The organism is Ruegeria profundi (assembly GCF_001507545.1).
GTDB lineage: Bacteria > Pseudomonadota > Alphaproteobacteria > Rhodobacterales > Rhodobacteraceae > Ruegeria > Ruegeria profundi.
In genome coordinates this window covers 38,443-61,961 of sequence record NZ_LQBP01000005.1, presented here as the reverse complement: position 1 = coordinate 61,961, position 23,519 = coordinate 38,443, and the positions used below count along the sequence as shown (strand labels likewise).

General features: G+C 59.6%; 22 protein-coding genes. 18 read left to right on the top strand and 4 right to left on the bottom strand.

All coding sequences use genetic code 11. The features are described from left to right. Positions 1-5 precede the first annotated feature (5 nt). Positions 6-815, top strand: a complete 810-nt coding sequence (dapB, locus tag AVO44_RS10600; protein WP_068336552.1) for a 4-hydroxy-tetrahydrodipicolinate reductase — start codon at positions 6-8, stop codon at positions 813-815. Positions 816-915: 100 nt separating this feature from the next. On the opposite strand, the gene AVO44_RS10595 is transcribed toward dapB, so the two are convergent. Continuing rightward, the gene (locus tag AVO44_RS10595) at positions 916-1,098 is read right to left on the bottom strand and encodes a DUF1674 domain-containing protein (protein WP_068336550.1); all 183 of its coding nucleotides are present in this window, start codon (positions 1,096-1,098) and stop codon (positions 916-918) included. A gap of 89 nt (positions 1,099-1,187) precedes the next feature. Between AVO44_RS10595 and AVO44_RS10590 the strand changes: the two genes are divergently transcribed. The 10 genes from AVO44_RS10590 (at position 1,188) to AVO44_RS10545 (ending at position 14,311) form a co-directional block, all read left to right on the top strand. After that, positions 1,188-2,444 (top strand): RsmB/NOP family class I SAM-dependent RNA methyltransferase, encoded by a 1,257-nt coding sequence (locus tag AVO44_RS10590; RefSeq protein ID WP_068336548.1) that lies wholly within the window; start codon positions 1,188-1,190, stop codon positions 2,442-2,444. 90 nt (positions 2,445-2,534) lie between these two features. Then, positions 2,535-4,274, top strand: a complete 1,740-nt coding sequence (locus tag AVO44_RS10585) for a heparinase II/III family protein (protein ID WP_068336546.1) — start codon at positions 2,535-2,537, stop codon at positions 4,272-4,274. Between the two features lie 22 nt (positions 4,275-4,296). Continuing rightward, positions 4,297-5,886 carry a bifunctional phosphoribosylaminoimidazolecarboxamide formyltransferase/IMP cyclohydrolase gene (gene purH / locus AVO44_RS10580; RefSeq protein ID WP_068336544.1) on the top strand — a complete coding sequence of 530 codons (1,590 nt, stop codon included), beginning with the start codon at positions 4,297-4,299 and terminating at the stop codon, positions 5,884-5,886. Beyond that, a complete protein-coding gene (lspA, locus tag AVO44_RS10575) occupies positions 5,886-6,356 on the top strand; it encodes a signal peptidase II (protein ID WP_068336542.1) in 471 nt (156 codons plus the stop codon). Before purH ends, lspA begins: the two co-directional genes overlap by 1 nt. Positions 6,357-6,406: 50 nt before the next feature. Next, positions 6,407-6,925, top strand: coding sequence for a DUF3035 domain-containing protein (locus tag AVO44_RS10570; protein WP_068336539.1), 519 nt, complete (start codon positions 6,407-6,409; stop codon positions 6,923-6,925). An 82-nt stretch (positions 6,926-7,007) separates the two neighbouring features. Next, positions 7,008-8,348: a M16 family metallopeptidase gene (locus AVO44_RS10565; protein WP_068336538.1), complete on the top strand. Its 1,341-nt coding sequence runs from the start codon at positions 7,008-7,010 to the stop codon at positions 8,346-8,348. Then, positions 8,345-9,649 carry a M16 family metallopeptidase gene (locus AVO44_RS10560; protein ID WP_068336537.1) on the top strand — a complete coding sequence of 435 codons (1,305 nt, stop codon included), beginning with the start codon at positions 8,345-8,347 and terminating at the stop codon, positions 9,647-9,649. Before AVO44_RS10565 ends, AVO44_RS10560 begins: the two co-directional genes overlap by 4 nt. Before the next feature lie 200 nt (positions 9,650-9,849). Then, the gene (locus tag AVO44_RS10555) at positions 9,850-12,768 is read left to right on the top strand and encodes an error-prone DNA polymerase (RefSeq protein WP_068336535.1); all 2,919 of its coding nucleotides are present in this window, start codon (positions 9,850-9,852) and stop codon (positions 12,766-12,768) included. Between the two features lie 48 nt (positions 12,769-12,816). After that, entirely contained in the window at positions 12,817-13,230 is a 414-nt protein-coding gene (locus AVO44_RS10550) for a group III truncated hemoglobin (RefSeq protein WP_068336532.1), read from the top strand. A gap of 142 nt (positions 13,231-13,372) precedes the next feature. After that, positions 13,373-14,311 (top strand): DMT family transporter, encoded by a 939-nt coding sequence (locus AVO44_RS10545; RefSeq protein WP_068336530.1) that lies wholly within the window; start codon positions 13,373-13,375, stop codon positions 14,309-14,311. Positions 14,312-14,333: 22 nt separating this feature from the next. Here AVO44_RS10545 and AVO44_RS10540 read toward each other — a convergent pair whose 3' ends face one another. Together AVO44_RS10540 and AVO44_RS10535 are read right to left on the bottom strand one after the other, a co-directional pair. After that, positions 14,334-15,062, bottom strand: coding sequence for an NYN domain-containing protein (locus tag AVO44_RS10540; protein WP_068336522.1), 729 nt, complete (start codon positions 15,060-15,062; stop codon positions 14,334-14,336). A gap of 88 nt (positions 15,063-15,150) precedes the next feature. After that, positions 15,151-16,263, bottom strand: coding sequence for an S-(hydroxymethyl)glutathione dehydrogenase/class III alcohol dehydrogenase (locus AVO44_RS10535; protein WP_068336520.1), 1,113 nt, complete (start codon positions 16,261-16,263; stop codon positions 15,151-15,153). A gap of 130 nt (positions 16,264-16,393) precedes the next feature. Here AVO44_RS10535 and AVO44_RS10530 point away from each other — a divergent pair, with 130 nt between their 5' ends. Together AVO44_RS10530 and AVO44_RS10525 are read left to right on the top strand one after the other, a co-directional pair. Beyond that, positions 16,394-16,681, top strand: coding sequence for an I78 family peptidase inhibitor (locus AVO44_RS10530; RefSeq protein ID WP_068336518.1), 288 nt, complete (start codon positions 16,394-16,396; stop codon positions 16,679-16,681). 66 nt (positions 16,682-16,747) lie between these two features. Further along, positions 16,748-18,400: a DUF6504 family protein gene (locus AVO44_RS10525; protein WP_068336517.1), complete on the top strand. Its 1,653-nt coding sequence runs from the start codon at positions 16,748-16,750 to the stop codon at positions 18,398-18,400. A gap of 3 nt (positions 18,401-18,403) precedes the next feature. Here the strand turns inward: AVO44_RS10525 and AVO44_RS10520 are convergent, their stop codons facing one another. Next, positions 18,404-19,129, bottom strand: a complete 726-nt coding sequence (locus AVO44_RS10520; RefSeq protein WP_068336516.1) for an SDR family NAD(P)-dependent oxidoreductase — start codon at positions 19,127-19,129, stop codon at positions 18,404-18,406. Between the two features lie 165 nt (positions 19,130-19,294). On the opposite strand from AVO44_RS10520, the gene AVO44_RS10515 reads away from it, so the two are divergent. Genes AVO44_RS10515 through AVO44_RS10495 form a run of 5 tightly spaced genes read left to right on the top strand, consistent with a single transcriptional unit; the run spans position 19,295 to position 23,501 of the window. After that, positions 19,295-20,617 (top strand): NAD(P)/FAD-dependent oxidoreductase, encoded by a 1,323-nt coding sequence (locus AVO44_RS10515; RefSeq protein ID WP_068337305.1) that lies wholly within the window; start codon positions 19,295-19,297, stop codon positions 20,615-20,617. Beyond that, on the top strand, positions 20,580-21,125 hold the full coding sequence (locus AVO44_RS10510) for a hypothetical protein (protein WP_068336512.1): 546 nt from the start codon (positions 20,580-20,582) through the stop codon (positions 21,123-21,125). Before AVO44_RS10515 ends, AVO44_RS10510 begins: the two co-directional genes overlap by 38 nt. After that, entirely contained in the window at positions 21,125-22,348 is a 1,224-nt protein-coding gene (locus AVO44_RS10505) for an MFS transporter (RefSeq protein ID WP_068336510.1), read from the top strand. Before AVO44_RS10510 ends, AVO44_RS10505 begins: the two co-directional genes overlap by 1 nt. Beyond that, positions 22,345-22,962: a DUF3833 domain-containing protein gene (locus tag AVO44_RS10500; protein WP_068336508.1), complete on the top strand. Its 618-nt coding sequence runs from the start codon at positions 22,345-22,347 to the stop codon at positions 22,960-22,962. The genes AVO44_RS10505 and AVO44_RS10500 overlap by 4 nt, the downstream gene beginning before the upstream one ends. Next, complete coding sequence (locus AVO44_RS10495) at positions 22,959-23,501, top strand: DUF3833 domain-containing protein (protein WP_068336505.1); 543 nt, start codon at positions 22,959-22,961, stop codon at positions 23,499-23,501. The genes AVO44_RS10500 and AVO44_RS10495 overlap by 4 nt, the downstream gene beginning before the upstream one ends. Positions 23,502-23,519 lie beyond the last annotated feature (18 nt).

Here is a 23,519-nt window from a genome sequence, read left to right as displayed (position 1 = left end):
GCACAATGACCCATATTCCGGGGATCGTTATCACAGGGGCTTCGGGCCGCATGGGGCAGATGCTGATCAAGACTGTTTCGGACAGCGACCACGCCCGTCTGGTCGGAGTGGTCGAGCGTGAGGGTCATGACTGGATCGGTCAGGACGTAGGCGAAACAATGGGTGCTCAGGCGCTGGGTGTCAAAGTGACCGATGACCCGCTGGAGGCTTTCGCGCAGGCACAGGCGGTGATTGATTTCACAGCGCCTGAGGCGACACTGGGATTTGCTGCTCTGGCGGCACAGGCGCGTTGCGTGCATGTGATCGGCACCACCGGAATGACCGAGGACCAGATCGCAGCGTTAGAGCCTGCCGCGCGCCATGCTGTCATCGTACGGGCGGGGAACATGAGCCTTGGTGTCAACTTGCTGGTGCAACTTACCAAAAAAGTCGCCGCCGCGCTGGATGAGGATTTTGATATCGAGGTGATCGAAGGCCACCACCACCACAAGGTCGATGCTCCTTCGGGCACCGCGTTGATGCTGGGTGAGGCCGCCGCCGAAGGGCGGGGCGTCAAGCTGGCAGATGTGGCCGACAGGGGCCGCGATGGCATCACCGGCGCGCGCAAAAGGGGCGACATCGGGTTTCACGCCATTCGCGGCGGTGACATCGTGGGTGAGCATGACGTTCTTTTTGCCGCCCCCGGTGAAAGGATCGTGCTGCGCCACCTTGCCACTGACCGCGCCATCTTTGCTCGCGGCGCGCTGAAAGCAGCGCTGTGGGGGCAAGGCAAGACGCCCGGCCAGTACGATATGGTTGATGTGCTGGGGCTATGAACCGGTCACGGCACGGCCTGCACAACAGGCGGTGCGCGTTGACTCAAATGTACGACACCACCGGTTTAGCGTCTTTTTCGCGCGTCACCGGGTCGGAGGATTAGAAATCGATCGCGATGCCTTTTTTCTCCCAATCGCCATAGCGTGCGGGGTCGGGCCCATCGCGACCACCCAGTTCCCTGGGCATCTTCTTGGCTTCGGTATCGGCTTTCTTGCGGCGCTCTTCCGCCTCGGCCAGTGCGCGTTGGGCGGCAGGGGGCAGGTCTTTGCGGTCGTCACTCATGACATCGGGTTCCTTTCCGTGCATGGGCTTGATATACGCCCGCGTCCGCTGTTGGCAATGCGGACGCGTTTATAATCAAAGGCGGTTCTATGTCCGACAACGCAACAGCGGCGCGACGCAGCGCGATCTATCTGCTGGATCAAATACTGGGCGAAGGGCGGCTTTTGCCTGAATGCCTGGCCGCCGGCGCGTTGGACCGGCTTGCACCGGACGATCGCGCCCGGGCGCAACGTCTGACCTTGCAAACCCTTCGCGGGCTTGAACGCGCCGACCGGTTGCTGGACAACCATCTGAATCGCACGCCCGCTTTGACTGTCCGGAACGCGCTGCGTCTGGGCGCGGTTGAGCTGTGCTTGGGTGAAGCTGCACATGGCGTGGTTAATTCCATGGTCGAAATCGTGGGCCGGTCGCGCAAGCATGGGCGGCTCAAGGGTCTGGTGAATGCGGTTCTGCGTAAAGTGGCCGCCGAAGGACCCGAGGCCTGGCCCAAAATGCGTGTACCGCGTATGCCCGATTGGCTACGCGAGCCATTGATCGCGGCCTGGGGGGCGGACGCCGTCGCAGGAATGGAACGTACCCATTTCGCTGGCGCTCCACTGGATATCACGGTCAAGCCGGGTGCAACCGGACCCGGAGAGGCGCTGCCGACCGGGTCACTTCGTGTTCACGATGCGGGGCAGGTCTCGACCCTGCCGGGGTTCGCCAAGGGTGACTGGTGGGTGCAGGATGCCGCGGCGGCTTTACCAGTGCGCATTCTGGCACCACGGGCCGGAGAAACCTTACTGGATCTTTGTGCGGCACCCGGTGGCAAGACGCTGCAACTGGCCGCTGCCGGGGCGACTGTCACAGCGCTGGATATTTCGGATTCGCGTCTGGAAAAAGTCCGCGAGAATCTCAAGCGCACAAATCTGCAAGCAAATGTCATTGCAGGCGATGCGCTAGAGCATCAGGGCCAGTACGACGCCATCCTGCTCGACGCGCCGTGCTCGGCCACTGGCACGATTCGGCGGCATCCCGATTTGCCCTTTGCCAAGGACGGCTCGGAATTCGCCGGACTGATCGCGTTGCAGACGCAGATGCTTGCCCATGCCTGGACCTTACTGAAACCCGGTGGGCGGCTGGTCTACTGCACCTGCTCGCTGCTGCCGGACGAGGGGGAGGTGCAGATTGAAGAGGCATTGGATCAACACCCCGACATGACGGTCGACCGCGAAGCGCTGAAGATTTCCGGTGTGGATCAGGAATGGATTACGCCAGAGGGCGGCTTGCGCCTGCGGCCCGATTACTGGGCAGACCTTGGCGGGATGGATGGCTTCTACATCGCCTGCCTGAACAAATCCGCCTAAGGGCACGCTTTTCGGTGACTTGACGACCAGCGCGGTCTATCGTTGGGTCTCAGGCGCCAGCAGAGCGCAAGGGGCAGAGTAACGAGCGTCATGTCAAAGACAGATACCATGACAAACCGGTGGACGCGGTTTCAGAACCGCCTGTACGCGCGGCTCAGCCAGAGACGCAAGGCAGTCACCGGCTTCGTGACCGAGCCTGAACCCCGTACCGTTGGATCGTTTGCGCGCGGGCGGCAATTGGTTGCGGGCAATTTGCTGTTTGCCGGATATCTGGTCGAGGCTGAAGATACAGATCTGTGGGACGTTACCGCGCCCAGCACCGGGTTTGACAACGAGCGCCACGGGTTTGCCTGGCTGGATGATCTTGCCGCAGTCGGAGACATGCGGGCGCGCGACAAGGCGCAGCGTTGGGTTTGGGGCTGGATCGAAGCGCATGGGCGCGGGCATGGGCCCGGATGGGCCCCAGATCTGACCGGACGGCGCGTGATGCGTTGGATTAATCACGCGGCCTTCCTGCTGCGGGGTGCGGATGAAAAGCGAACCCGTCTGTTCTTCCGCGCGTTGGCACAACAAACATGGTTCCTGTCAAAGCGCTGGCACGCAGCCACGCCGGGCCTGCCGCGATTCGAGGCGCTGGCCGGTTTGGTGCAGGCCGGGCTGGCGCTGAAAGGGCTGGAACAGATGTCAGACCCGGCCCTGCGCGCCCTTGCAAAGGAATGCGAGAAACAAGTTGACCGGCAGGGTGGGATTTCCACCCGCAATCCCGAAGAACTGTTGGAAGTCTTTACTTTGTTGTCCTGGACCTCGGCCGCGCTCAGCGCTTTGGGGCGGGGGACGCCCGGCGCGCAGGCCGACGCGATCAAGCGCATCGCGCCCACCTTGCGCAGCTTGCGCCATTCCGATGGCGCCCTTGCCCGGTTTCATGGCGGGGGCCGCGGCGTCGAGGGGCGATTGGATCAGGCCCTCGCCCAAAGCGGCGTTCGACCCCAGCCCGCATCCGGTCTGGCGATGGGCTACGCGCGCCTTTACGCAGGGCGCACAAGTGTGATCCTGGACGCCAGCGCGCCGCCCACAGGGGCTGCATCTTACAATGCGCACGCGTCTACCCTTGCCTTTGAACTCACATCAGGCCGGCGGCCGTTGATTGTGAACTGCGGGTCCGGTGAAACTTTCGGTGCGGAATGGCGGCGGGCCGGACGGGCGACGCCGTCTCATTCGACGCTATGTCTTGATGGGTATTCCAGTGCCCGATTGGCGAATGCAGGACCCGGCAGCGACAGCGAGGCACTGGTGGACGCCCCCAAGGATGTACCGGTGGAGTTTGAAGAGCCGATGGAAGGCGCACGCTTCATGGCCGGGCATGACGGCTATACCAAGGTTTTCGGTCTGACCCACGCCCGCACGTTCGAACTGCGCTTCGACGGGCGCGAGCTGACGGGCGAGGATATTTTGCTGACCGCCAGCGACAAGGCCAAACGGCAATTTGACAGGGCGCTGGATGCGTCGGGCCTGAATGGGATTGGTTATGACATCCGGTTTCACCTGCATCCGGATGTTGATGCGGCCATTGATCTGGGCGGTGCGGCGGTGTCAATGGCTCTCAAAAGCGGGGAAATCTGGGTTTTCCGTCATGATGGTGCTGCAAAACTAACCGTTGAACCAAGCGTTTATCTCGAAAAAGGCCGGTTGAAGCCACGCGCGACAAAACAGATCGTTCTATCCGGGCGCGCAATGGAGTATGCGACGCGCATCCAGTGGACGTTGAGCAAGGCACAGGATACAGCCTATGCCGTGCGCGACCTGCACCGGGACGAGCCCGATTTCGACTGACGCCAAAAGGACCTTTGGACCCATGACTGATCTTCACCCCGTGCGCCGCGCGCTGCTTTCCGTCTCCGACAAGACCGGTCTGGTCGAACTGGGAAAGGCACTGGCCGAGCGCGGGGTTGAGCTGTTGTCGACCGGCGGCACAGCCAAAGCGCTGCGCGATGCGGGGCTAAAGGTGAAAGACGTAAGCGAGATCACCGGCTTCCCCGAAATGATGGATGGCCGGGTCAAAACCCTGCACCCGATGGTGCATGGCGGGTTGCTGGCCCTACGCGACAATGACACCCATGTTGCGGCGATGGAGGAACACGGAATCGGCGCGATCGACCTGCTGGTTGTGAACCTCTACCCGTTTGAGGCAACAGTGGCCAAAGGCGCGGGCTACGATGAATGCATAGAAAACATCGACATTGGCGGCCCGGCGATGATCCGCGCGGCCTCGAAAAACCACGCTTTTGTTAACGTGGTGGTTGATGTCGAGGATTACTCATCCCTGCTGGATCAGTTGGAAGAGAATTACGGCAAGACATCGTATGGCTTCCGTCAATGGCTGGCGCAAAAGGCTTACGCGCGCACGGCTGCCTATGACACTGCCGTGTCGAACTGGATGGCGGATGCGCTGCAACTGGACACACCCACCCGGCGCGCCTTTGCCGGAAAATTGAAGCAGCCCCTGCGCTATGGCGAGAACAGCCATCAACAGGCCGCGTTCTACACCGATGGCACCAACCGTCCCGGTGTGGCGACCGCCGTGCAGCATCAGGGCAAAGAACTGAGCTACAACAACATCAACGACACCGACGCTGCGTTCGAGTTGGTTGCCGAGTTCGATCCGTCAGAAAGCGCGGCCTGTGCCATTATCAAACACGCCAACCCCTGCGGAGTGGCCAAGGGTGCGACCTTGCTTGAGGCGTACAAAGCCGCCTTCGACTGTGACCGGACCTCGGCCTTTGGTGGCATCGTTGCGTTGAATCAACCGCTGGACGCCGCGACTGCGCAAGAGATCACCGGTATCTTCACTGAGGTTGTGATCGCCCCCGGAGCATCGGATGAGGCAAAGGCGATCTTTGCCGCCAAGAAAAACCTGCGCCTGCTGACGACCGAGGGTTTGCCGGACGTGACCGCCGGCGGCAAAACCGTACGGCAGGTGGCCGGGGGCCTGCTGGTGCAGGACAAGGACAACGGCTTTGTTGGCTTGGATGATCTGAAAGTCGTCACCAAGAAAGCCCCGACAGAAGAGCAGATGCGCGATCTTCTGTTTGCCTGGAAAGTGGCGAAACACGTCAAGTCGAACGCGATCGTCTATGTCAAGGACGGCGCAACCGTCGGTGTGGGCGCGGGTCAGATGAGCCGGGTCGACTCGGCCCTGATCGCCGCCAAAAAAGCCGAACGCATGGCCGATGCGCTGGGATTGGCGCAACCTTTGACCATCGGCTCTGCCGTGGCGTCGGATGCATTCTTCCCCTTCCCCGACGGTTTGTTGGAGGCCGCTGAAGCCGGTGCCACCTGCGTGATTCAGCCCGGTGGCTCGATGCGCGATGATGAGGTGATCGCCGCTGCGGACAATGCAGGCCTTGCCATGGTCTTCACCGGCATGCGCCACTTCCGTCACTGATGCGTTATCGCTTTCTGCTCTGGGCGGCGCTGGCCGCGTTCCTGATCGACCAGATCAGCAAGTATCTGGTCGTCCACGTTTTGCGCGTGGCCGAGGGCAATATCGACATTCTGCCGCCGCTTCTGGTCTTCAAATACGGCGAGAATCGGGGCATCAATTTCGGCCTGTTCCAAGGAAATTCCGAGGCCGCCCGCTGGATGCTGATCGGCATTTCGCTGGCGATCTCGGTCGGTGTTCTGGTCTGGCTGATGCGGACAGCACCCACGAAACTCATGCTTGTCTGCGGCGGGTTGCTGATTGGTGGCGCGCTTGGAAATGTGGTTGACCGGGTGCTGTACGGTTTTGTGCTGGACTTCCTGAACATGTCCTGCTGCGGCATAAACAACCCGTTTGTCTTTAATCTGGCCGATGTGTTTATCTTTGCCGGTGCTATCGGGCTTGTGGTGTTTGATGGGAAAAAGCCCTCGTGACCTCCCCTACGAAATGGGATAAAAGCGCCACAAACAGGCTGGAGACTCTGATGCGGTTGCCGCGTTCCATACTTGCTGTGACATTGGCTTTTACAATTGCCGGATGCTCGAACATCGGCCTGCGCCACCTTGAGGCACCCGGAGACGGCCCGGATGAGTTCTCGGTCATGCCAGTCAAACCGCTGACGCAGCCCAAGGATTACGATTTCCTGCCTGCCCCAACGCCGGGCGGCGCCAACCTGACCGACCCGAACCCCAAAGCGGATGCCATCGTGGCGTTGGGCGGCAGCGAGGCGGCTTTGAACCCCAATACCGCGATTCCGTCCAGCGACGCCGCGCTGGTCACGGCCTCAAGCCGCTATGGCGTTCCCGCCAACACACGGCAGGTCATCGAAACCGAAGATGCTGAGTTCCGCAGGAAACAAGGCCGTTTGACGCGTCTGCGCCTGTTCAAAGTGGATCGGTACGAGCAGGTTTATCGCCGCGAAGCGCTTGATGCTGCCGCGCAAAACGAAGCCGCGCGCCGCGCCGGGCTTGAAACGCCTTCCGCGCCTCCGGCGAATGAATAAACCTTAACTTTCCGTCATCGGCCTTGAACCTGCGCCGCACCATCGTAGTTTGAATAGCACCAAACGAAACGGAGGATGCCCCATGGTTCGGGCTTTGGCATTATCTGCCGCCCTGCTCGCCGCCAGCCCCCTGATTGCCAAAGAAGGGCATGAGGCGGTTACAACATTCACGCTGGACAACGGCATGGATGTCGTCGTCATCGAAGATAACCGTGCGCCTGTTGTGCAGCATATGGTCTGGTATCGTGTCGGATCAGCCGATGAGCCTGCGGGTACGTCCGGCATTGCACATTTCCTTGAGCATTTGATGTTCAAAGGCACCGACACGCTGGCTCCGGGTGAGTTTTCGGGCACCGTCGCGGCCAATGGCGGGAATGACAACGCGTTCACGTCTTATGATTACACCGCTTATTTCCAACGTGTTGCTGCAGATCGATTGGAATTGATGATGCAGATGGAGGCGGACCGGATGCGCAATCTGAGTCTGACCGAAGAAGACATCACCACCGAGCGCGGCGTGATCCTCGAAGAGCGGAACCAGCGCACAGACAACAACCCCCGCGCCCTTTTCGGCGAGCAGATGAGCGCCGCGCAATATCTGAACCATGGTTACGCTGTGCCGATCATCGGCTGGCGGCATGAGATGGAGACCTTGGGTATGGAGGACGTACTATCCTTCTACCAAAACAATTATGCACCCAATAACGCTATTCTTGTGGTCACGGGCGACGTTAAACCCAATGATGTCAAAGCCCTGGCCGAGCAATATTACGGCGTTATCCCGGCCAACCCGGATGTGTCGCGGCGGGACCGCGCGCAAGAGCCCCCGCAAACAGCAGCACGACGGCTGACGTACAAAGACCCGCGTGTTGCGCAACCCTATGTCCAACGAAGCTATCTGGCACCAGAGCGTGATCCGGGTGCACAGGAAACAGCGGCTGCCCTGTATTTGCTGTCTGAGTTGTTGGGCGGCGGCACCACGTCGTATCTGAATGAAAAGCTTCAGTTCGAGCAGCAAAAGGTTGTTTATGCCGGGGCTTTCTATCGTGGCGTTTCATTGGACGATACGACCTTTGATCTGTTGGTTGTTCCGGCGCAGGGCGTTTCGCTGCAAGAGGCCGAAGATGCAATGGATCAGGCCGTTGCCGATTTCATTGCCGAAGGTGTGAACCAGGATGATCTGGACCGGATCAAGATGCAGCTGCGCGCCGCGCAGATTTACGCGCGCGACAATGTGGACGGGATTGGCAACCGCTACGGCCGCGCTTTGACCAGTGGCCTGACGGTCGAAGACGTGCAAGCCTGGCCCGACATCCTGCAAGCCGTGACCGGGGATGAGATCATTGCAGCCGCGCGCGAGGTTCTGCAGCTTGAAACTTCCGTCACTGGCTGGCTGATGAAAGACGATGAGGTGACGCAATGAAACGGATCTTCGCAACCCTGATTGCCTTTGTCATCGCGCTGCCCGCTTGGGCTGCGATTGAGATCAAGGAAGTGACCTCGCCCGGTGGCATCACCGCTTGGCTGGTCGAGGATCATTCGATCCCGTTCACCGCGCTGGAATTGCGTTTTCGTGGCGGCACGTCGCTGGATGATCCGGACAAACGCGGCGCTGTTTACCTGATGAGCGGCCTTATCGAAGAAGGCGCGGGTGACATGGACGCCCGGACCTACGCGCGCGAACTCGAAGCTCTGGCCGCTTCCTTTCAATATGACGCATCGGATGATTCAGTGTCGATCTCGGCGCAATTCCTGACCGAAAACCGCGACGAAGTGATCGACCTGCTGCGCACCACGATCCACGAACCACGTTTTGACGAAGATGCTGTGGAGCGCGTAAAGGCGCAAATTTTGTCTGGCCTGCGGTCGGACCAGACCGATCCCAACGATATCGCGGGGCGCAACTTTGCGCGGATGGCTTACGGCGATCATCCCTACGGGTCCGAGGGCAAAGGCTCGATCGAAAGTGTCGGCGCGTTGACGCGCGATGACGTGGTGGCCGCTTATGACAGTGTTTTCGCCAAGGATAGGCTCTATGTCGGCGCCGTGGGTGACATCACTGCCGAAGAACTTGGCGCGCTGCTGGACACGTTGCTGGCCGATCTGCCCGAGACAGGCAAACCCATACCAGAGCGGGCCGAGGTAAACATCCCCGGTGGCGTGAGCGTGGTTGAGTTCGACACGCCGCAATCGGTTGCGCTGTTTGGTCATGCTGGAATTGATCGCGACGATCCTGATTTCTTTGCCGCCTTTATCCTGAACCACATTCTTGGTGGCGGTGGGTTCGAAAGCCGCCTGATGCAGGAAGTGCGGGAAAAACGTGGCCTGACCTATGGTATTGCAACCTACCTAGTGCCAAAAGATCTGGCGTCAGTCTATCTGGGGTCGGTCTCGTCCTCCAACGACCGTATTGCCGAAGCGGTTGAAGTGATCCGCGCGGAATGGGCTCGCGCCGCGACCGAGGGCGTCACCCAGAAAGAGCTGGACGACGCGAAGACTTATCTGACTGGTGCTTATCCGCTGCGGTTTGACGGCAACGGTCGTATCGCCGGGATCATGGTCGGGATGCAGATGGAAAATCTGCCCATCGACTATATCGCCACGCGGAACGACAAGGTGAACGCGGTGACACTGGAAGAGGTGAACCGCGTCGCAAGTGAATTGCTCAACCCCGAAGGTCTGCATTTCACAATTGTCGGCAAGCCCGAGGGGCTGGACGGCTAACCCGTTCACGCCGCAACGGGCTGCGATCTTCTTATCAAGTCACGCGAGTGACTTACAATCATGTGCCGCGCGTTGAGAAATGCGCGGCACATGCTTTTCTGCACGATCTTGGACCGAGAGCGTCATTCTGACCGATGAGCATTGATTTTGGCGTAAAGGACTCGAAAAAGAACAAAACGTGAATATAATGTGGAATCGCCATGTATGCCGAGCTGTCGATCACATCGAACTTCACCTTTCTCACCGGGGCTTCACACCCCGAGGAGTATATGGAGCGCGCCGTCACCCTGGGCCTACCCGCCATTGCCATTGCCGATGACAACTCGGTCGCCGGGATCGTTCGCGCCCATACAAGGGGGCGCGAGATCACCCGCAAGGTGCGTGAACGGCTGGAGTGGGAGGCGCAGAATACGTCCATCGGCCCACCCTGCCCCGATCACATCCCCAAACCGCCTTCATACCCGATCCACGCGGTGCCGCGCCTGATCCCGGCGGCGCGGCTGATCTTTACCGACGCGCCCACCGTCACCGCCCTGCCGCTCAACCGTCAAGGCTGGGGTAACCTGTGCCGTATTCTCTCCGCCGGCCGTCTGCGCGCCGAGAAAGGTGACTGCATCCTGCACCTGTCGGACCTGATGGAATTCTCAGACGGTCTTCACCTGCTGCTCTGGCCACACGCGACCCGGTCTCCGGGCGGCGCGAACGCTTGGCGGACACAGGCACAACAGCTGACGCGCCGCTTTGCCGGACGGATGCATCTGCTAATGCATCCTCGGTATGATGGGGCAGATACTGCATATTTCGACCTATTAGAGACTGAATCAAAGCAGCTTGGCATCCCCACGCTCGCCAGCGCCACGCCGATGATGCACCACGGCACCCGCCGCAAACTGGCCGACGTGCTGACCGCCATCCGCCTGCGCCGCAAGGTCGACGATCTGGGTCGTGAGGCGCTTGCCAATGGTGAACAGCGTCTCCGCTCTGAACCAGAGATGTTGCGCATTTTCAAAGGGCATGAAGGGGCTATCGCCCGCGCGCATGACCTTAGCGAACAGCTCACATTCTCGCTCGACGAACTGCGCTATGAATACCCCAGCGAGGGTAGCGAGCGGGAAAGCCCGACCGAACGTCTGCACCGTCTGGCGCATGAGGGGCTGAAATGGCGTTACCCGGCGGGCGCGTCGGACAAGGCAAAAAAGATGCTGGCCCATGAGCTCACCCTGATCGGCAAGCTGAAATACGAACCCTACTTCCTGACCGTCCGAGACATCGTCAAATTCGCACGGTCCCGCGATATCCTATGCCAGGGGCGCGGCTCGGCGGCCAATTCGGTGGTCTGCTACTGCCTTGGCATCACCGAAGTCAGCCCCGAGCTGGGCACAATGGTCTTTGAACGCTTTGTCTCCGAGGCGCGCGACGAACCCCCTGATATCGACGTGGATTTCGAACATGAACGTCGCGAAGAGGTGATCCAGCACATCTATGATCGCTACGGCCGGGACCGCGCGGGCCTCTGTGCTACGGTGGTGCATTACCGTGGCAAACGCGCCATTCGCGAGGTTGGGCGCGCCATGGGCCTGACCGAAGACACGATCTCGGCCCTGTCATCGCAGCTATGGGGCTTCTTCTCGACCGTCGGACTCGAGGCGCACCGGATGCGCGAGATTGGCTTGGACCCCGAAGATCACCGCCTGAAACAGACTCTATCATTGGTCTATGAGATCGATGGCTTCCCCCGCCACCTCTCGCAGCACGTGGGCGGGTTCATTATCACCGAGGGGCGTTTGGACGAACTTGTCCCCATCGAAAACGCCACCATGGAGGACCGCACCGTCATTTGCTGGGACAAGGACGATATCGACTCTCTGGGTATTCTGAAGGTCGATGTTCTCAGCCTTGGGATGCTCACCTGCATTCGCAAGGCGTTCGATCTGATCGGTCAGCACCACCAGACCCGCTATACCCTTGCCACCCTGCCGCCCGAAGATCCGGCGGTTTATGACATGCTGTGTAAGGCGGACTCGGTGGGCGTGTTTCAGGTGGAATCACGTGCGCAGATGAATTTCCTGCCTCGGATGCGGCCGCGCAATTTCTATGATCTGGTGATCGAAGTCGCCATCATCCGCCCCGGCCCCATTCAGGGCGACATGGTCCACCCCTATATCCGCCGTCGGAACGGAGAGGAGGAGGTCAGCTTCCCCTCGGACGCGCTGGGTGAGGTGCTGGGCAAAACACTGGGTGTACCGCTGTTTCAGGAACAGGCGATGCAGATCGCCATTGTCGGTGCAGGCTTCACCCCGGAACAGGCCGACCGGCTGCGGCGGTCGCTGGCGACATTCAAGAAACACGGCAGTGTCAGCGAATTCCGCGCGCTTTTCTTACGCGGCATGAAGCGCAACGGCTATGACGACGACTTTGCCGAGCGTTGTTTCTCGCAGATCGAAGGCTTCGGGTCCTACGGATTTCCCGAAAGCCACGCGGCCAGCTTTGCGCTGCTGGTCTATGCCTCGGCCTGGATCAAATGCCACCACCCGGGCATTTTCGCCTGCGCGCTGCTGAACTCACAGCCGATGGGGTTCTACGCCCCTGCCCAGATCGTGCGGGATGCGCGCGAGCATGGCGTGCAGGTGCGCCCTGTCTGCATCAATGCCAGTTTCTGGGACAATGTGATGGAGCCTGACGGCCATGGCGGTCTGGCCCTGCGACTGGGGTTCCGCCAGATAAAGGGTCTCAGCGAGGAAGACGCCAGTTGGCTGACTGCCGCGCGCGGCAATGGCTACCATCAAATCGATGACGTCTGGCGCCGTGCCGGGCTTGGTCCGGCGGTGATCGAACGGCTGGCCGAGGCCGACGCCTTTGCCGCCTGCGACCTGACCCGGCGCGAGGCGTTGTGGCAGGCCAAGGCGATTGCAACCGCCAAACCCTTGCCGCTGTTCTCGCAGGATCTTGAGGGCGAGGTGCTGGATGAACCCGAGGCCTATCTGCCCCAAATGACCCTGGGCGAACAGGTGGTCGAGGATTACGTTGCCACGCGCCTCAGCCTGCGGGCTCATCCGGTGGCCCTGCTGCGGCATCTTCTGACGCCGGACCCGCGCGACAAAACCACTCCTGTCGTGTGACCCCTGAACCGGATATGGCCCTGATCAGAGTCGAAAACCGAGAGCCCAATGACCAGACCCACCCTGCCGCCGCGCTTTCCTGCAACGCCGGACCAGATCAACGCGCAAGTCCGTGCGTTTTACGCCCGCGTGCGCAGGGATGCGGTGCTTGGCCCCGTTTTCAACACGCACGTCCACGACTGGCCCGCGCATGAGGACAAGATCGCCGCCTTCTGGCGAAACGCCATCCTGTTCGAGCGCTGCTATGACGGCAATCCACAGCGGGTTCATATCGAACGGCCAGACGTGAAACCCGAGATGTTCGCCCATTGGCTGGACCTGTTCGAAGAAGTCGCCACTCAGACGTTGCCACCGGAAACGGCTACTCCGTGGAGTGCGCTTGCCCGGCGGATCGGAGCGGGCATGAAGGCGGGGGTTCAGTCCGCACGTCAGCCTAAAGACGCGCCGCCAGTCCTGCGATGATTCCGGTACATAGCGGGTATGCAATGTTAGCGGTAAATTAGGGGCTATGCGCCCCACTGAAATGTGTTTACTCAAGACACGACAGCCGGAACACCACCCGCGCTGCGACGGTAACGCCGATACATCACCTGGGGCCGCAGCGATGAGCACTCAAAATACCACCCTTCGCGGCCTTGGCTATGCCTTTTTGGGTTTTGCTGTCTTTGCCAGCCATGATGCCCTGATCAAGGTGTTGGGTGGCACGTATTCGGTGATGCAGATCATCTTTTTCGCCACGCTCTTTTCCTTTGTGCCGATGGCTGTGACGATCCTGACCGACCGGACAACAGGAAACTTCCTGCCGCATCACCCGTGGCTGGTTATGCTGCGCTCAGGCTTGATGGTGACGTCCATGGTCTGCGCGTTCTATGCGTTTTCAGTGCTTCCGCTGGCCGAGGTATATTCGCTGCTGTTCTCCTTCCCACTTATCGTGACCGTCCTGTCGATTCCGGTTTTGGGTGAGGTCGTTCGCGGCCAACGCTGGGCGGCGGTCGGCGTCGGTATGATCGGTGTTCTGATCGTCCTGCGACCCGGCGCAACCGAAATCACCCTGGGCCACCTTGCGGCGCTGACGGCTGCGTTCTGCAGCGCCTCTGCATCCGTTCTGGTGCGAAAAATCGGGAACGAGGAACGCTCGGCCGTGTTGATCCTGTATCCGATGCTGCTGGCGATCGCAGTCATGAGTCTCGTACAACCCGCCGTTTATCAACCTCCGTCTCTGCTACATCTGGCGATGATGGCATTGGTTGGAATCTTCTCGGTTATCGCGCAACACCTGATCATTCTGGCCTACCGTGCGGCCCCTGCCGGGGTTGTCGCCCCCAGCCAGTACAGCCAGATCATCTGGGCAACGCTGTTCGGCATGATCTTTTTTAGCGAACGCCCGGACAGCTGGGTCGCCGTGGGGGCCAGTATCATCATCGCATCTGGAGTGTTTGTCGTCTGGCGTGAAAGCCGGGCGAACACGTCAGCGAATACGCCAGTCTTGCGCGTGCGGTCACCGCGGTCGGATACGGGGGCATCAGCCCGGCCAATGTTTTAGCGCGGCCGCGATACGTAAACCCTTACCTATCCTTTGGTCTGATCTTTAGGCCCCCGTTTTCGCTGGATTCTTCGAACTTCCCGGTTGCGCGTACCAGGTCACTCAAGCGCTTGAATCCGTAGGAGCGCGTGTCGAAATCCGGGTAGTTCATGCCGAGTTGGCTACCAACCCCGCTGAGTCCGACCCAACCGTCCGGGTCTTCAGATTTGAGCACAACATTCCGGATCAGCTGATATGCGTGGTTCAGATCCTGTTTGACAGAAGGCTTCTTTGTTTTCCCTTCAGCACCGCTGGTCTGCGCTTCTTCTTTTTTGATATTCTCGATGTAGATAAACCGGTTGCAAGCTGCGACAAAGGCCTTGGGCGTCTTGCGCTCACCAATCCCAAAAACGCTCAACCCCTGTTCGCGGATACGACTGGCCAGCCGGGTGAAATCGCTGTCTGAGGACACCAGAACGAACCCGTCGAAGCGGCCAGAATGCAAAATGTCCATTGCGTCGATCACCAGGGCAATGTCTCCGGCATTTTTGCCTGTGGTGTTGGCGAATTGCTGGTGAGGAACGATGGCGTATTCCGCCAGTTTCTCAGCGCTCCAGCCTTGCGGGATACCGCCCGAAAAGTCACCATAGATTCGGCGCAGGCTAGCCTCACCCAAGGTGGCGACTTCTTCAAATATCTCGGCAACATGCTTCGCCGGGACATTCTCGGCGTCAATCAGAACAGCCAAGCGTTCCGTTGTCTTGTTGGTCAATTTAGTCCCTCAATTCAGAAATTTACAATGACCTGAAGATAAGAATCAAAAGGGGCGGGTCAAACCCCGCCCTGTCAATTTAGGGTTGTTAATACACAACAACCGACCGGATGCTTTCACCCCGGTGCATCAAGTCGAACCCGTTGTTGATTTCGTCCAGCCCCATGGTGTGGGTGATCATCGGGTCAATCTCGATCCTTCCTTCCATGTACCAGTCAACGATCTTTGGCACATCGGTCCGGCCACGGGCACCGCCGAACGCGGTGCCGCGCCATGAGCGGCCAGTCACCAACTGGAACGGACGGGTCGAGATCTCGGCGCCTGCAGGCGCCACACCGATGATGATCGATTCACCCCAGCCCTTATGCGCCGATTCCAGCGCGTCGCGCATCACACCGACATTGCCGGTGGCGTCGAATGTGTAATCCGCCCCGCCCTTGGTCAGGTTGACCAGATAGGGAACCAGATCGCCTTCGACCTCTTTGGGGTTCACGAAGTCGGTCATGCCGAACGCGGTCGCCATATTGACCTTCGACGGGTTCAGGTCGACACCAACGATCTGATCTGCCCCGGCCAGACGCAGGCCCTGGATCACGTTCAGGCCAATGCCGCCCAGACCGAACACGATGGCGCGGCTGCCGATTTCGACCTTGGCAGTGTTAATCACCGCACCGATGCCCGTGGTCACACCGCAGCCGATATAGCAAATCTTGTCGAAGGGAGCGTCCTCGCGCACTTTGGCCAACGCAATTTCCGGCAGAACCGTGTGGTTCGAGAAGGTCGAGCAGCCCATGTAGTGCAGGATTGGATCCCCATCCAGCGTCGAAAACCGCGAGGTGCCGTCGGGCATCAAGCCCTTGCCCTGGGTTTCACGGATCGCCTGACACAGATTTGTCTTGGGATGCAGACAGTACTCACACTCACGACATTCGGGCGTGTAGAGCGGGATGACGTGATCGCCCGGTTTCAGGCTGGTCACGCCAGCGCCGACCTCAAGCACAACGCCCGCACCTTCGTGGCCCAGAATGGCAGGAAACAAGCCTTCTGGATCTGCACCTGACAGGGTGAACTCATCGGTGTGGCAAATACCGGTCGCTTTTATCTCAACCAGAACCTCGCCCGCCTTGGGGCCTTCTAGGTTTACGTCCATCACTTCCAAAGGTTTGCCAGCCTGAACGGCAACGGCGGCACGGGTACGCATGGTGCTTATCTCCCTGTCTTGTTTGACCCGACCCTGCGTCAATTACAGGGTGTTTTCAACTGCGCTTTCATGGCAGCCTCTGTAAGCTTTTGATATTTCAGAAACGACATTGCCGAAAAGAGGAGCGCCAATGCACCGGTTTATCCCGATCCTGATTGTCCTAGCCGCCTGCGCTGAAACCGACCTGCCCGAGCCCGGCCCTACTGAGCCTGAAGCCGCCCCGGTGGACCTGGCCTTCTGCAAAGGGGATCCCTTTGCCGATTCCGTAGGCCAGCCGGTCTCGGCCATTCAAGCCAGCCTGCCGGAACGGTCCCGCGTGCTGGGCCCCGATGACTTGGCCACGCAGGACTATCGCATCGACCGGCTGAACATCTACGTGAACGGCTCCGGGATCATTCAGCGGCTGACCTGCGGGTAAGTGCGGACTCGACTCAGGGCATGATTCTCAATTAGAACAAAGTAAGAACATTTTGATGTCTGCCCGATGCCAAAACGCCGAATATTATCCCTGTGGTTTCCCCGTTTGGGGGCTGAACGGCTGATCCGCGCTGCGCGGGGGCTGCAGGATGGGCCTTTGGCTGTGGTGGCGGAACAATCGAATATGCAGGTTGTCACGTCGCTGAACGCCGAAGCCCAAGCCGCCGGGTTGCGCGTGGGCCAGCCCGTGCGCGATGCCCATGCCATGTGCGCAAACCTTGTGACACGCCCCCGCAACACCCCGGCCGAGGCTGCATTTCTGACCGCGCTGCGCCGCTGGGCGGGCAAGTTCAGCCCGTGGGTCGCCGAAGAATCCCCCGATGGCCTGATCGTCGACCTGTCGGGCTGCGCGCATCTGTTTGGCGGGGAAGAGGCGCTGCTGAACGTTCTTGAGGTCGACTGCGCCGATATGGGCCTGAGTGTGCAGATGGGCATCGCCGACACGCTGGGCGCGGCCTGGGCTTTGGCGCGCTATGCCGGGCAAGAGGCCACATCCGACCGCAACGGCGACGCCATCAGCCAAGAGGCCCGCGCCACCCGCGCCCGGGCGGGCAAGCGGCGGCACTGGACCAAGGGTGGAACCGCACCACAGGTGATGACCTTGGGCGGCGGTGCACGGATCGCCGCGCCGGGGCAGTCCTATGGTGCGCTCAGCCCCCTGCCCATCGCGGCGCTGCGGCTTGAAGATCAGGTGGTCGCGCAGTTGAACCGCCTGGGGCTGCGCCGGATCGGCGATCTGCTGGGCCAGCCGCGCGCGTCGTTGGCCCGCAGGTTCGGGCGCGGGCTGGTCCTGCGGCTGGATCAGGCCATGGGCAGCGCGCCCGAGCCGGTTTCGCCCGCGCGGCCCCCGCACCACTTTGCGGTGCGGATGACGCTGCCCAATCCGATCGGCCTGATCGAGGACGTGATGGCCGCCATCGACCGGATGCTGCCAACGCTCTGCACCAAGCTGGAAGAAAAGGGGCGCGGCGTGCGGACATTACGGCTGGAGGCGCACCGCGCCGATCAGGCGGCTGAGATCATCGAGGTTGGTTTGGCCCGTCCAACCTATGACAAACACCGAATCCGCCCTTTGTTAGAGATGAAAACCGACAAGATTGATGCGGGCTATGGTATCGACATGCTGCGGCTTGAGGCGATCCAGACCGAACCCATCCACGCCCGTACCATGGCAGGCCATGCCGAGGCCCGCCGCGTGGCCCGCGAGCGGCTGGACGGCAATACAGCCGTCGATGACCTCATCGGCAAGCTGGGCGCACGGGTGGGGTTAGAGGCGATCACTCGGCATCATCCCGTTGCCTCTCATATCCCCGAAAAAACCGCGCAGACGCTGGCGGCTGCATGGTCGGAACCGGCACACGACTGGCCCCCGTCGCCCCGCCCGCGACCCTTGCTGATGTGGCAGCCCGAACCGGTCATGGCCCCGGAAACCCCGACAGTGCCCAGTGCCTTTCGCTGGCGTGGGCGTGACTGGCAACTGGCGCAGGCCACCGGCCCAGAGCGGATCGCACCGGAATGGTGGCTGGACGACCCCAATTGGCGCAGCGGGGTCCGGGATTACTGGGTGGTGGTGACGGAACAGGGGGAGCGGTTGTGGCTGTTCTACGGCCATGGCGGCACCATGTCGGCGGGCTGGTTCTGTCAGGGGCAGTTTGGTTAGAGTCTATTTTTCGCGATAGACCAGCAGATCCGGCAGGTAATCCAGCAAGCGAATTCCCCAGGAAAACGGCGCTGGAAAGTCAGTACGGAAGCGACGTCGTGACATCGCCTTAGCCACCCGCTCGGCTGCATCTTCGGGCGTCATAATCATCGGCATCTTGAAATCGTTCTTCTCGGTCAGTCGGGTCTTGATGAAACCCGGGTTGACGATCCGCACGGTTACGCCAGTTCCGGCAAGATCGAACCGCATCGTCTCTGCCAGAGAAATCAGGGCTGCTTTGCTGGCCGCATACCCCACAGCCCCGGGCAACCCACGATATCCTGAAAGCGATCCGATCAAGGTGATATCCCCCCGGCCCGAGCGCACAAAATCCGGCACTGTTTCACCCAGGACCCGCAACGCGCCAGTATAGTTCACGTCTGTCATCGACAATACCGCCTCGGTATCCCAATCGGCCGTGCGCATCGGCTCATAAGCACCCGCGTTATAGACCAGCCCGTCCACTTCAGCGACCTCGACCGCAGCGCGGCGCACGGCGTCCAGATCGGTGACGTCAAACGGTACGGATTGCGCATTGGGCAGCGTATCGCAGATTTCAGCCAAGCGGTCTGCATTCCGGGCAGACAGGATCAGCCGCGCGCCCTGACGGCTTAACGTCTTAGCCAGCGCGTGGCCCAACCCTTCGCTGGCGCCAATAATCCAATAGGTTTTCCCGCTGAAACTGCTCATTCCTCGTCCGTTTTTGTTGTCATGCAGGTTCTACGGTTGGCCAGAGCGGATGGATCACATCCCGGGCAACAGCGCATCAGCCCACCGAGAAAACATTCAATACGATTGATCCATCCGCGCATACGATGCGTATCTTATTGTAAAATGTCGCATATAGAGGATGGCATGTTCGACGAAACCCGAGGCGTACGCAAGAAAATCGCAGTAGTAGGTGCAGGTATCTCCGGTCTGTCGGCTGCTTACTATCTTTCAGAAAACAACGACGTGACCGTGTTTGAGGCCGAGCCGCGGCTTGGTGGTCACGCGCGCACTGTGCTTGCTGGCAAGAACGGGGATCAGCCGGTCGATACCGGTTTTATTGTCTTCAACTATGCCACCTATCCGTATCTGACACGTCTGTTTGACGAACTAAACGTGCCGGTCATCAAATCTGAGATGAGTTTTGGGGCCACGATTGACGATGGCCGCATCGAATACGGTTTGAACAACTTGCGCACCCTGACGGCGCAGAAACGCAACCTTGCGCGGCCGGCCTATTACAAGATGATTGCGGACATTGTACGGTTCGGAAAAGAAGCCCCCGAGGCCGCCAAGGATGATGACACCACGATCGGAGAGTTGGTCGATCAGCTTCGCCTTGGATATTGGTTCCGCCACAATTACCTGATGCCCATGTGTGGCGCCATCTGGTCCACCCCGGTGGAGTTTGTCGACCAGTTCCCGGCCCGCTCTTTGGTGCAGTTCTTCCGCAATCATGCCCTGTTGGCGAGCGGACGGGCCAATCAGCATCAGTGGTACACGGTCAAAGGCGGAAGTATCGAATATGTCCGCCGGATTGATGCTGCTTTGCGGGCGCGTGGCAGTGAAATACGCCTGGCCTGCCCGGTTGATCAAATTCACCGGGACGATACCGGCGTGACGGTACACAGCCAAGGACAGGCCGATCTGTTCGATGAGATCATTCTCGCCACTCATTCCGATCAATCGCTGTCGATTCTAGGTGAGGCCGCAACGGATGCAGAAAAGGCCGCATTAGGGTCTATCCGTTATCAGCCCAACACCGCGATTTTGCACTGTGACCCGGGCCAGATGCCACGGCGGCGCGCCTGCTGGTCAAGCTGGACCTATAGGTCACAAGCCGGAAACGTCGGCGTGACATATTGGATGAACCGGCTACAGAACATTCCGGACAGCGATCCGCTGTTCGTGACGCTGAACGCGTCATCGGAAATTCCCGCGGATAAAATCTATGACAAGGTCGAATTTGCCCATCCGGTATTCGACAAAGCCGCCCTGAAAGCCCAGGGACAAATCCGCGAGATGCAGGGACAGAACCGAACTTGGTTTGCCGGCGCCTACAATCGGCACGGCTTTCACGAAGATGGGATTGCCAGCGCGATGCATGTTGTTGAGCGTCTGAATGGCACCCCGCAAACACTCGGAGCTGACAATGGAACGCTTGAAAAAGACCCGGTCATTCCTGCATAGGCTGATACCTGACGCTTGCCGTACGGTGCTAGTTTCCTTGGTGATACTGGCTCCGGGCGGGCTTGCTGCGTCTCCTATCAATCAGACGCTTTCTGACGCGCAGCTCAAGGGCAGCGCGACGTTTCGATTTTTGGGTGTACCGGTTTACGACGCCAAGCTTTTCACCTCTCAGGGTGACGCGTTCAATTGGAATGAAGATTTTGGGATTCAACTGACCTACCGAAAGAACCTGAAACAAAAAGCCCTGGTCGAGTCGACACTGGATGAGATGGCGCGCCAGGGCAACCCTGCGCCCACCGCAGGTCAATTGGAGCAGTGTTTCCAAGGCGTGAGCCGGGGCGATAACTACGTCGCCATCTCGGAAGGTGCGAACCAGGTTGGATTTTGGCGCAACGGCCAAAAAACCTGCACCCTGTCCTACCCGGGGGCCAAGCGGGCCTTCATGTCCATCTTCCTTGGCAATGACACAAGATCAGCCAGCTTCACCCGGCAATTGAAAGGCCAGTGATGCTTTACCCCCGGGTCAGCCTATACGCCCTGATGTTGGCGGCAGCAGGTATTCCGCTGTATATCCATTTGCCGCGATTTGCCGCCGTTAATCTGGGTATCGGATTGGCTGTGATCGGTACCGTTCTGCTGGTAATCCGACTGGTCGATCTGGTGCAGGATCCGCTTATCGGTTGGGCCATCGACCGTTGGCCGCGCGCGCAAGCCCTGTTTGCTGCTGTCGCTGCGTTTGGACTGGCGCTGGGTTTTCCCTTGCTATTTGGTTTACCCGAGGGGGCAAGTATCGCTGCATTAGTGTCTGTTTTGATCCTTTTGTTCTCGGCCTACAGCGTGGGCACCATATTGTTGTATGGCCGAAGCGCGACCTTGGCAAAACGCACTGACCCGAAGGAACTTATGACACTGGCCGCCTGGCGCGAAGGAGGACAATTGACCGGAGTTGTTCTTGCTGCCAGCGCCCCGACCTTGTTCGTGGCATTGGGGGCCAGCGCACAAGGCTATCCCGCGTTTGGCCTGTTTCTAGGATTGTTGGCGATCTTCACCCTGATCATGACGCTTCCGATGTGGCGTCGCGCACCGATCACAGGTGAAGGGTTGTCATTTGCGGGGCTTGGTCAAGCCGGCGCGCTGCGCCTTTTGTTTCTGGCGCTGATTAACAGCCTGCCAGTCGCCATCACATCAACTCTGTTTCTGTTCTTTGTTGAGGACCGCCTGCAACTGCCCGGCAAGGCCGGACCGCTGTTGATCTTGTTTTTCCTAAGCGCGGGGGCGACCGTGCCGATCTGGGCTAAACTCAGCAACTGGATTGGCGCGAAACAGACATTGATGATTGCCATGCCCCTGTCGATCGCCGGTTTTGTCGGTGCAGCGATGTTGTCGGCGGGGGACCTGACAGGCTTTGCCCTTATCTGCTTCGCCTCGGGTGCCGCGCTTGGGGCGGATATGGTAGTGCTGCCTGCCATGTTTTCAGTCGTGTTGACACGTGCAGGGCTGAACGCCTCGGCCGCGTTTGGCATCTGGTCATTTGCAGGCAAGCTGGGCCTTGCGCTTGCTGCCTTTTTCACCCTGCCGTTGCTGGAACGCAGCGGTTTCACGCCGGGGCAGGCGAATTCCGCCGAAGCTTTGCGGACACTCACCATCGCGTATGCCGTACTGCCCTGCATCCTGAAACTTGGCGCGTTCGGGTTGGTCCTGACGTTGCCCACGGAGGTTACAGCCAAATGAATACGCTTGTTGTTTTCTTGCTCGCAATCCTCGTTCTTTTAGTTTCCAAGAACCGTTTCCTGAGCTTCAGATCGCAATCGCCCACCGATTATTCCGGCACCGGCCCCGAGTTCAGAATGAAAGAGGTTCTGACCGGCGAAATACTGTCCGAAGGGTTGATCTATGGGCCCAATGGCAAAATGTCGAACAGTTTCGTCGCCCGCATGGTCGGGGAATGGAATGGAAACACCGGTACACTGGCCGAGTATTTCACCTATTCCAACGGCAAGAAAATGACACGGAAATGGCATCTGACGCTTGGGACCGGCAACACGTTTACCGCCACGGCAGATGATATCGTGGGCGAAGGCAAAGGAACCATATCGGGTTCGACCGTCAAGCTAACCTATCGCATCATCCTGCCGCAGGACGCGGGCGGGCACACGCTGGATGTCACTGATTGGATGTATCTGACCGAAAATGGCGTGATCATGAACCGTTCGGAAATGCGCAAGTTTGGCCTCAAGGTTGCTGAACTGGTTGCTACAATGCGTCCGGCACCGGAAACCAAAACCGCCCATGTCAGCGGTACCAACGGATATGACGCGGCGGCAGAGTCGAGGGTCGTTCAATGATTGCTCGCCGCGTTCTGATCCTGGGTTTTGCCATCGCGGGGCTTGCGGCTTTGGCCGCCTGTTCCGCGAAACCGCGCGTCCCCAAGACATTTCTGTCCGACCGGCAACTGAACCTTGAAGAGTTCTTTGAAGGAAAAACTGTTGCCTACGGTCAGTTTCAGGATGTTCTGGGCAATGTACCCCGCCGCTTTACTGTCGACATTGACGGAACCTGGGATGGCGAAACCCTGACCTTGGTCGAGGATTTCGTCTATGATGATGGTGCCACCGAACAACGCATCTGGACATTGACCAAAACCGGCGAAGACACCTGGACCGGTACCGCACCCGGCGTTCTGGGCACCGCCAGCGGGATCGAGCGTGGCGATACGTTCAATTGGAAATATAAGATCGATCTACCGGTCAAAGACGGAACGATGCGCGTGAACTTCGACGATTGGATGTGGCTGCTGACGGATGATCGTCTGCTGAACCGCGCCTATGTCTCGCGCTTCGGGGTCCGTCTGGGCGAAGTTATCTTGTTTTTTGAAAAGAAATAAGCAGAAAAAAGGGCGGGT

Coding starts and splice junctions, on each gene's coding strand:
- dapB (WP_068336552.1), top strand. CDS start 6: ATGACCCATATTCCGGGGATCGTTATCACAGGGGCTTCGGGCCGCATG.
- AVO44_RS10595 (WP_068336550.1), bottom strand. CDS start 1,098: ATGAGTGACGACCGCAAAGACCTGCCCCCTGCCGCCCAACGCGCACTG.
- AVO44_RS10590 (WP_068336548.1), top strand. CDS start 1,188: ATGTCCGACAACGCAACAGCGGCGCGACGCAGCGCGATCTATCTGCTG.
- AVO44_RS10585 (WP_068336546.1), top strand. CDS start 2,535: ATGTCAAAGACAGATACCATGACAAACCGGTGGACGCGGTTTCAGAAC.
- purH (WP_068336544.1), top strand. CDS start 4,297: ATGACTGATCTTCACCCCGTGCGCCGCGCGCTGCTTTCCGTCTCCGAC.
- lspA (WP_068336542.1), top strand. CDS start 5,886: ATGCGTTATCGCTTTCTGCTCTGGGCGGCGCTGGCCGCGTTCCTGATC.
- AVO44_RS10570 (WP_068336539.1), top strand. CDS start 6,407: ATGCGGTTGCCGCGTTCCATACTTGCTGTGACATTGGCTTTTACAATT.
- AVO44_RS10565 (WP_068336538.1), top strand. CDS start 7,008: ATGGTTCGGGCTTTGGCATTATCTGCCGCCCTGCTCGCCGCCAGCCCC.
- AVO44_RS10560 (WP_068336537.1), top strand. CDS start 8,345: ATGAAACGGATCTTCGCAACCCTGATTGCCTTTGTCATCGCGCTGCCC.
- AVO44_RS10555 (WP_068336535.1), top strand. CDS start 9,850: ATGTATGCCGAGCTGTCGATCACATCGAACTTCACCTTTCTCACCGGG.
- AVO44_RS10550 (WP_068336532.1), top strand. CDS start 12,817: ATGACCAGACCCACCCTGCCGCCGCGCTTTCCTGCAACGCCGGACCAG.
- AVO44_RS10545 (WP_068336530.1), top strand. CDS start 13,373: ATGAGCACTCAAAATACCACCCTTCGCGGCCTTGGCTATGCCTTTTTG.
- AVO44_RS10535 (WP_068336520.1), bottom strand. CDS start 16,263: ATGCGTACCCGTGCCGCCGTTGCCGTTCAGGCTGGCAAACCTTTGGAA.
- AVO44_RS10530 (WP_068336518.1), top strand. CDS start 16,394: ATGCACCGGTTTATCCCGATCCTGATTGTCCTAGCCGCCTGCGCTGAA.
- AVO44_RS10525 (WP_068336517.1), top strand. CDS start 16,748: ATGCCAAAACGCCGAATATTATCCCTGTGGTTTCCCCGTTTGGGGGCT.
- AVO44_RS10520 (WP_068336516.1), bottom strand. CDS start 19,129: ATGAGCAGTTTCAGCGGGAAAACCTATTGGATTATTGGCGCCAGCGAA.
- AVO44_RS10515 (WP_068337305.1), top strand. CDS start 19,295: ATGTTCGACGAAACCCGAGGCGTACGCAAGAAAATCGCAGTAGTAGGT.
- AVO44_RS10510 (WP_068336512.1), top strand. CDS start 20,580: ATGGAACGCTTGAAAAAGACCCGGTCATTCCTGCATAGGCTGATACCT.
- AVO44_RS10505 (WP_068336510.1), top strand. CDS start 21,125: ATGCTTTACCCCCGGGTCAGCCTATACGCCCTGATGTTGGCGGCAGCA.
- AVO44_RS10500 (WP_068336508.1), top strand. CDS start 22,345: ATGAATACGCTTGTTGTTTTCTTGCTCGCAATCCTCGTTCTTTTAGTT.
- AVO44_RS10495 (WP_068336505.1), top strand. CDS start 22,959: ATGATTGCTCGCCGCGTTCTGATCCTGGGTTTTGCCATCGCGGGGCTT.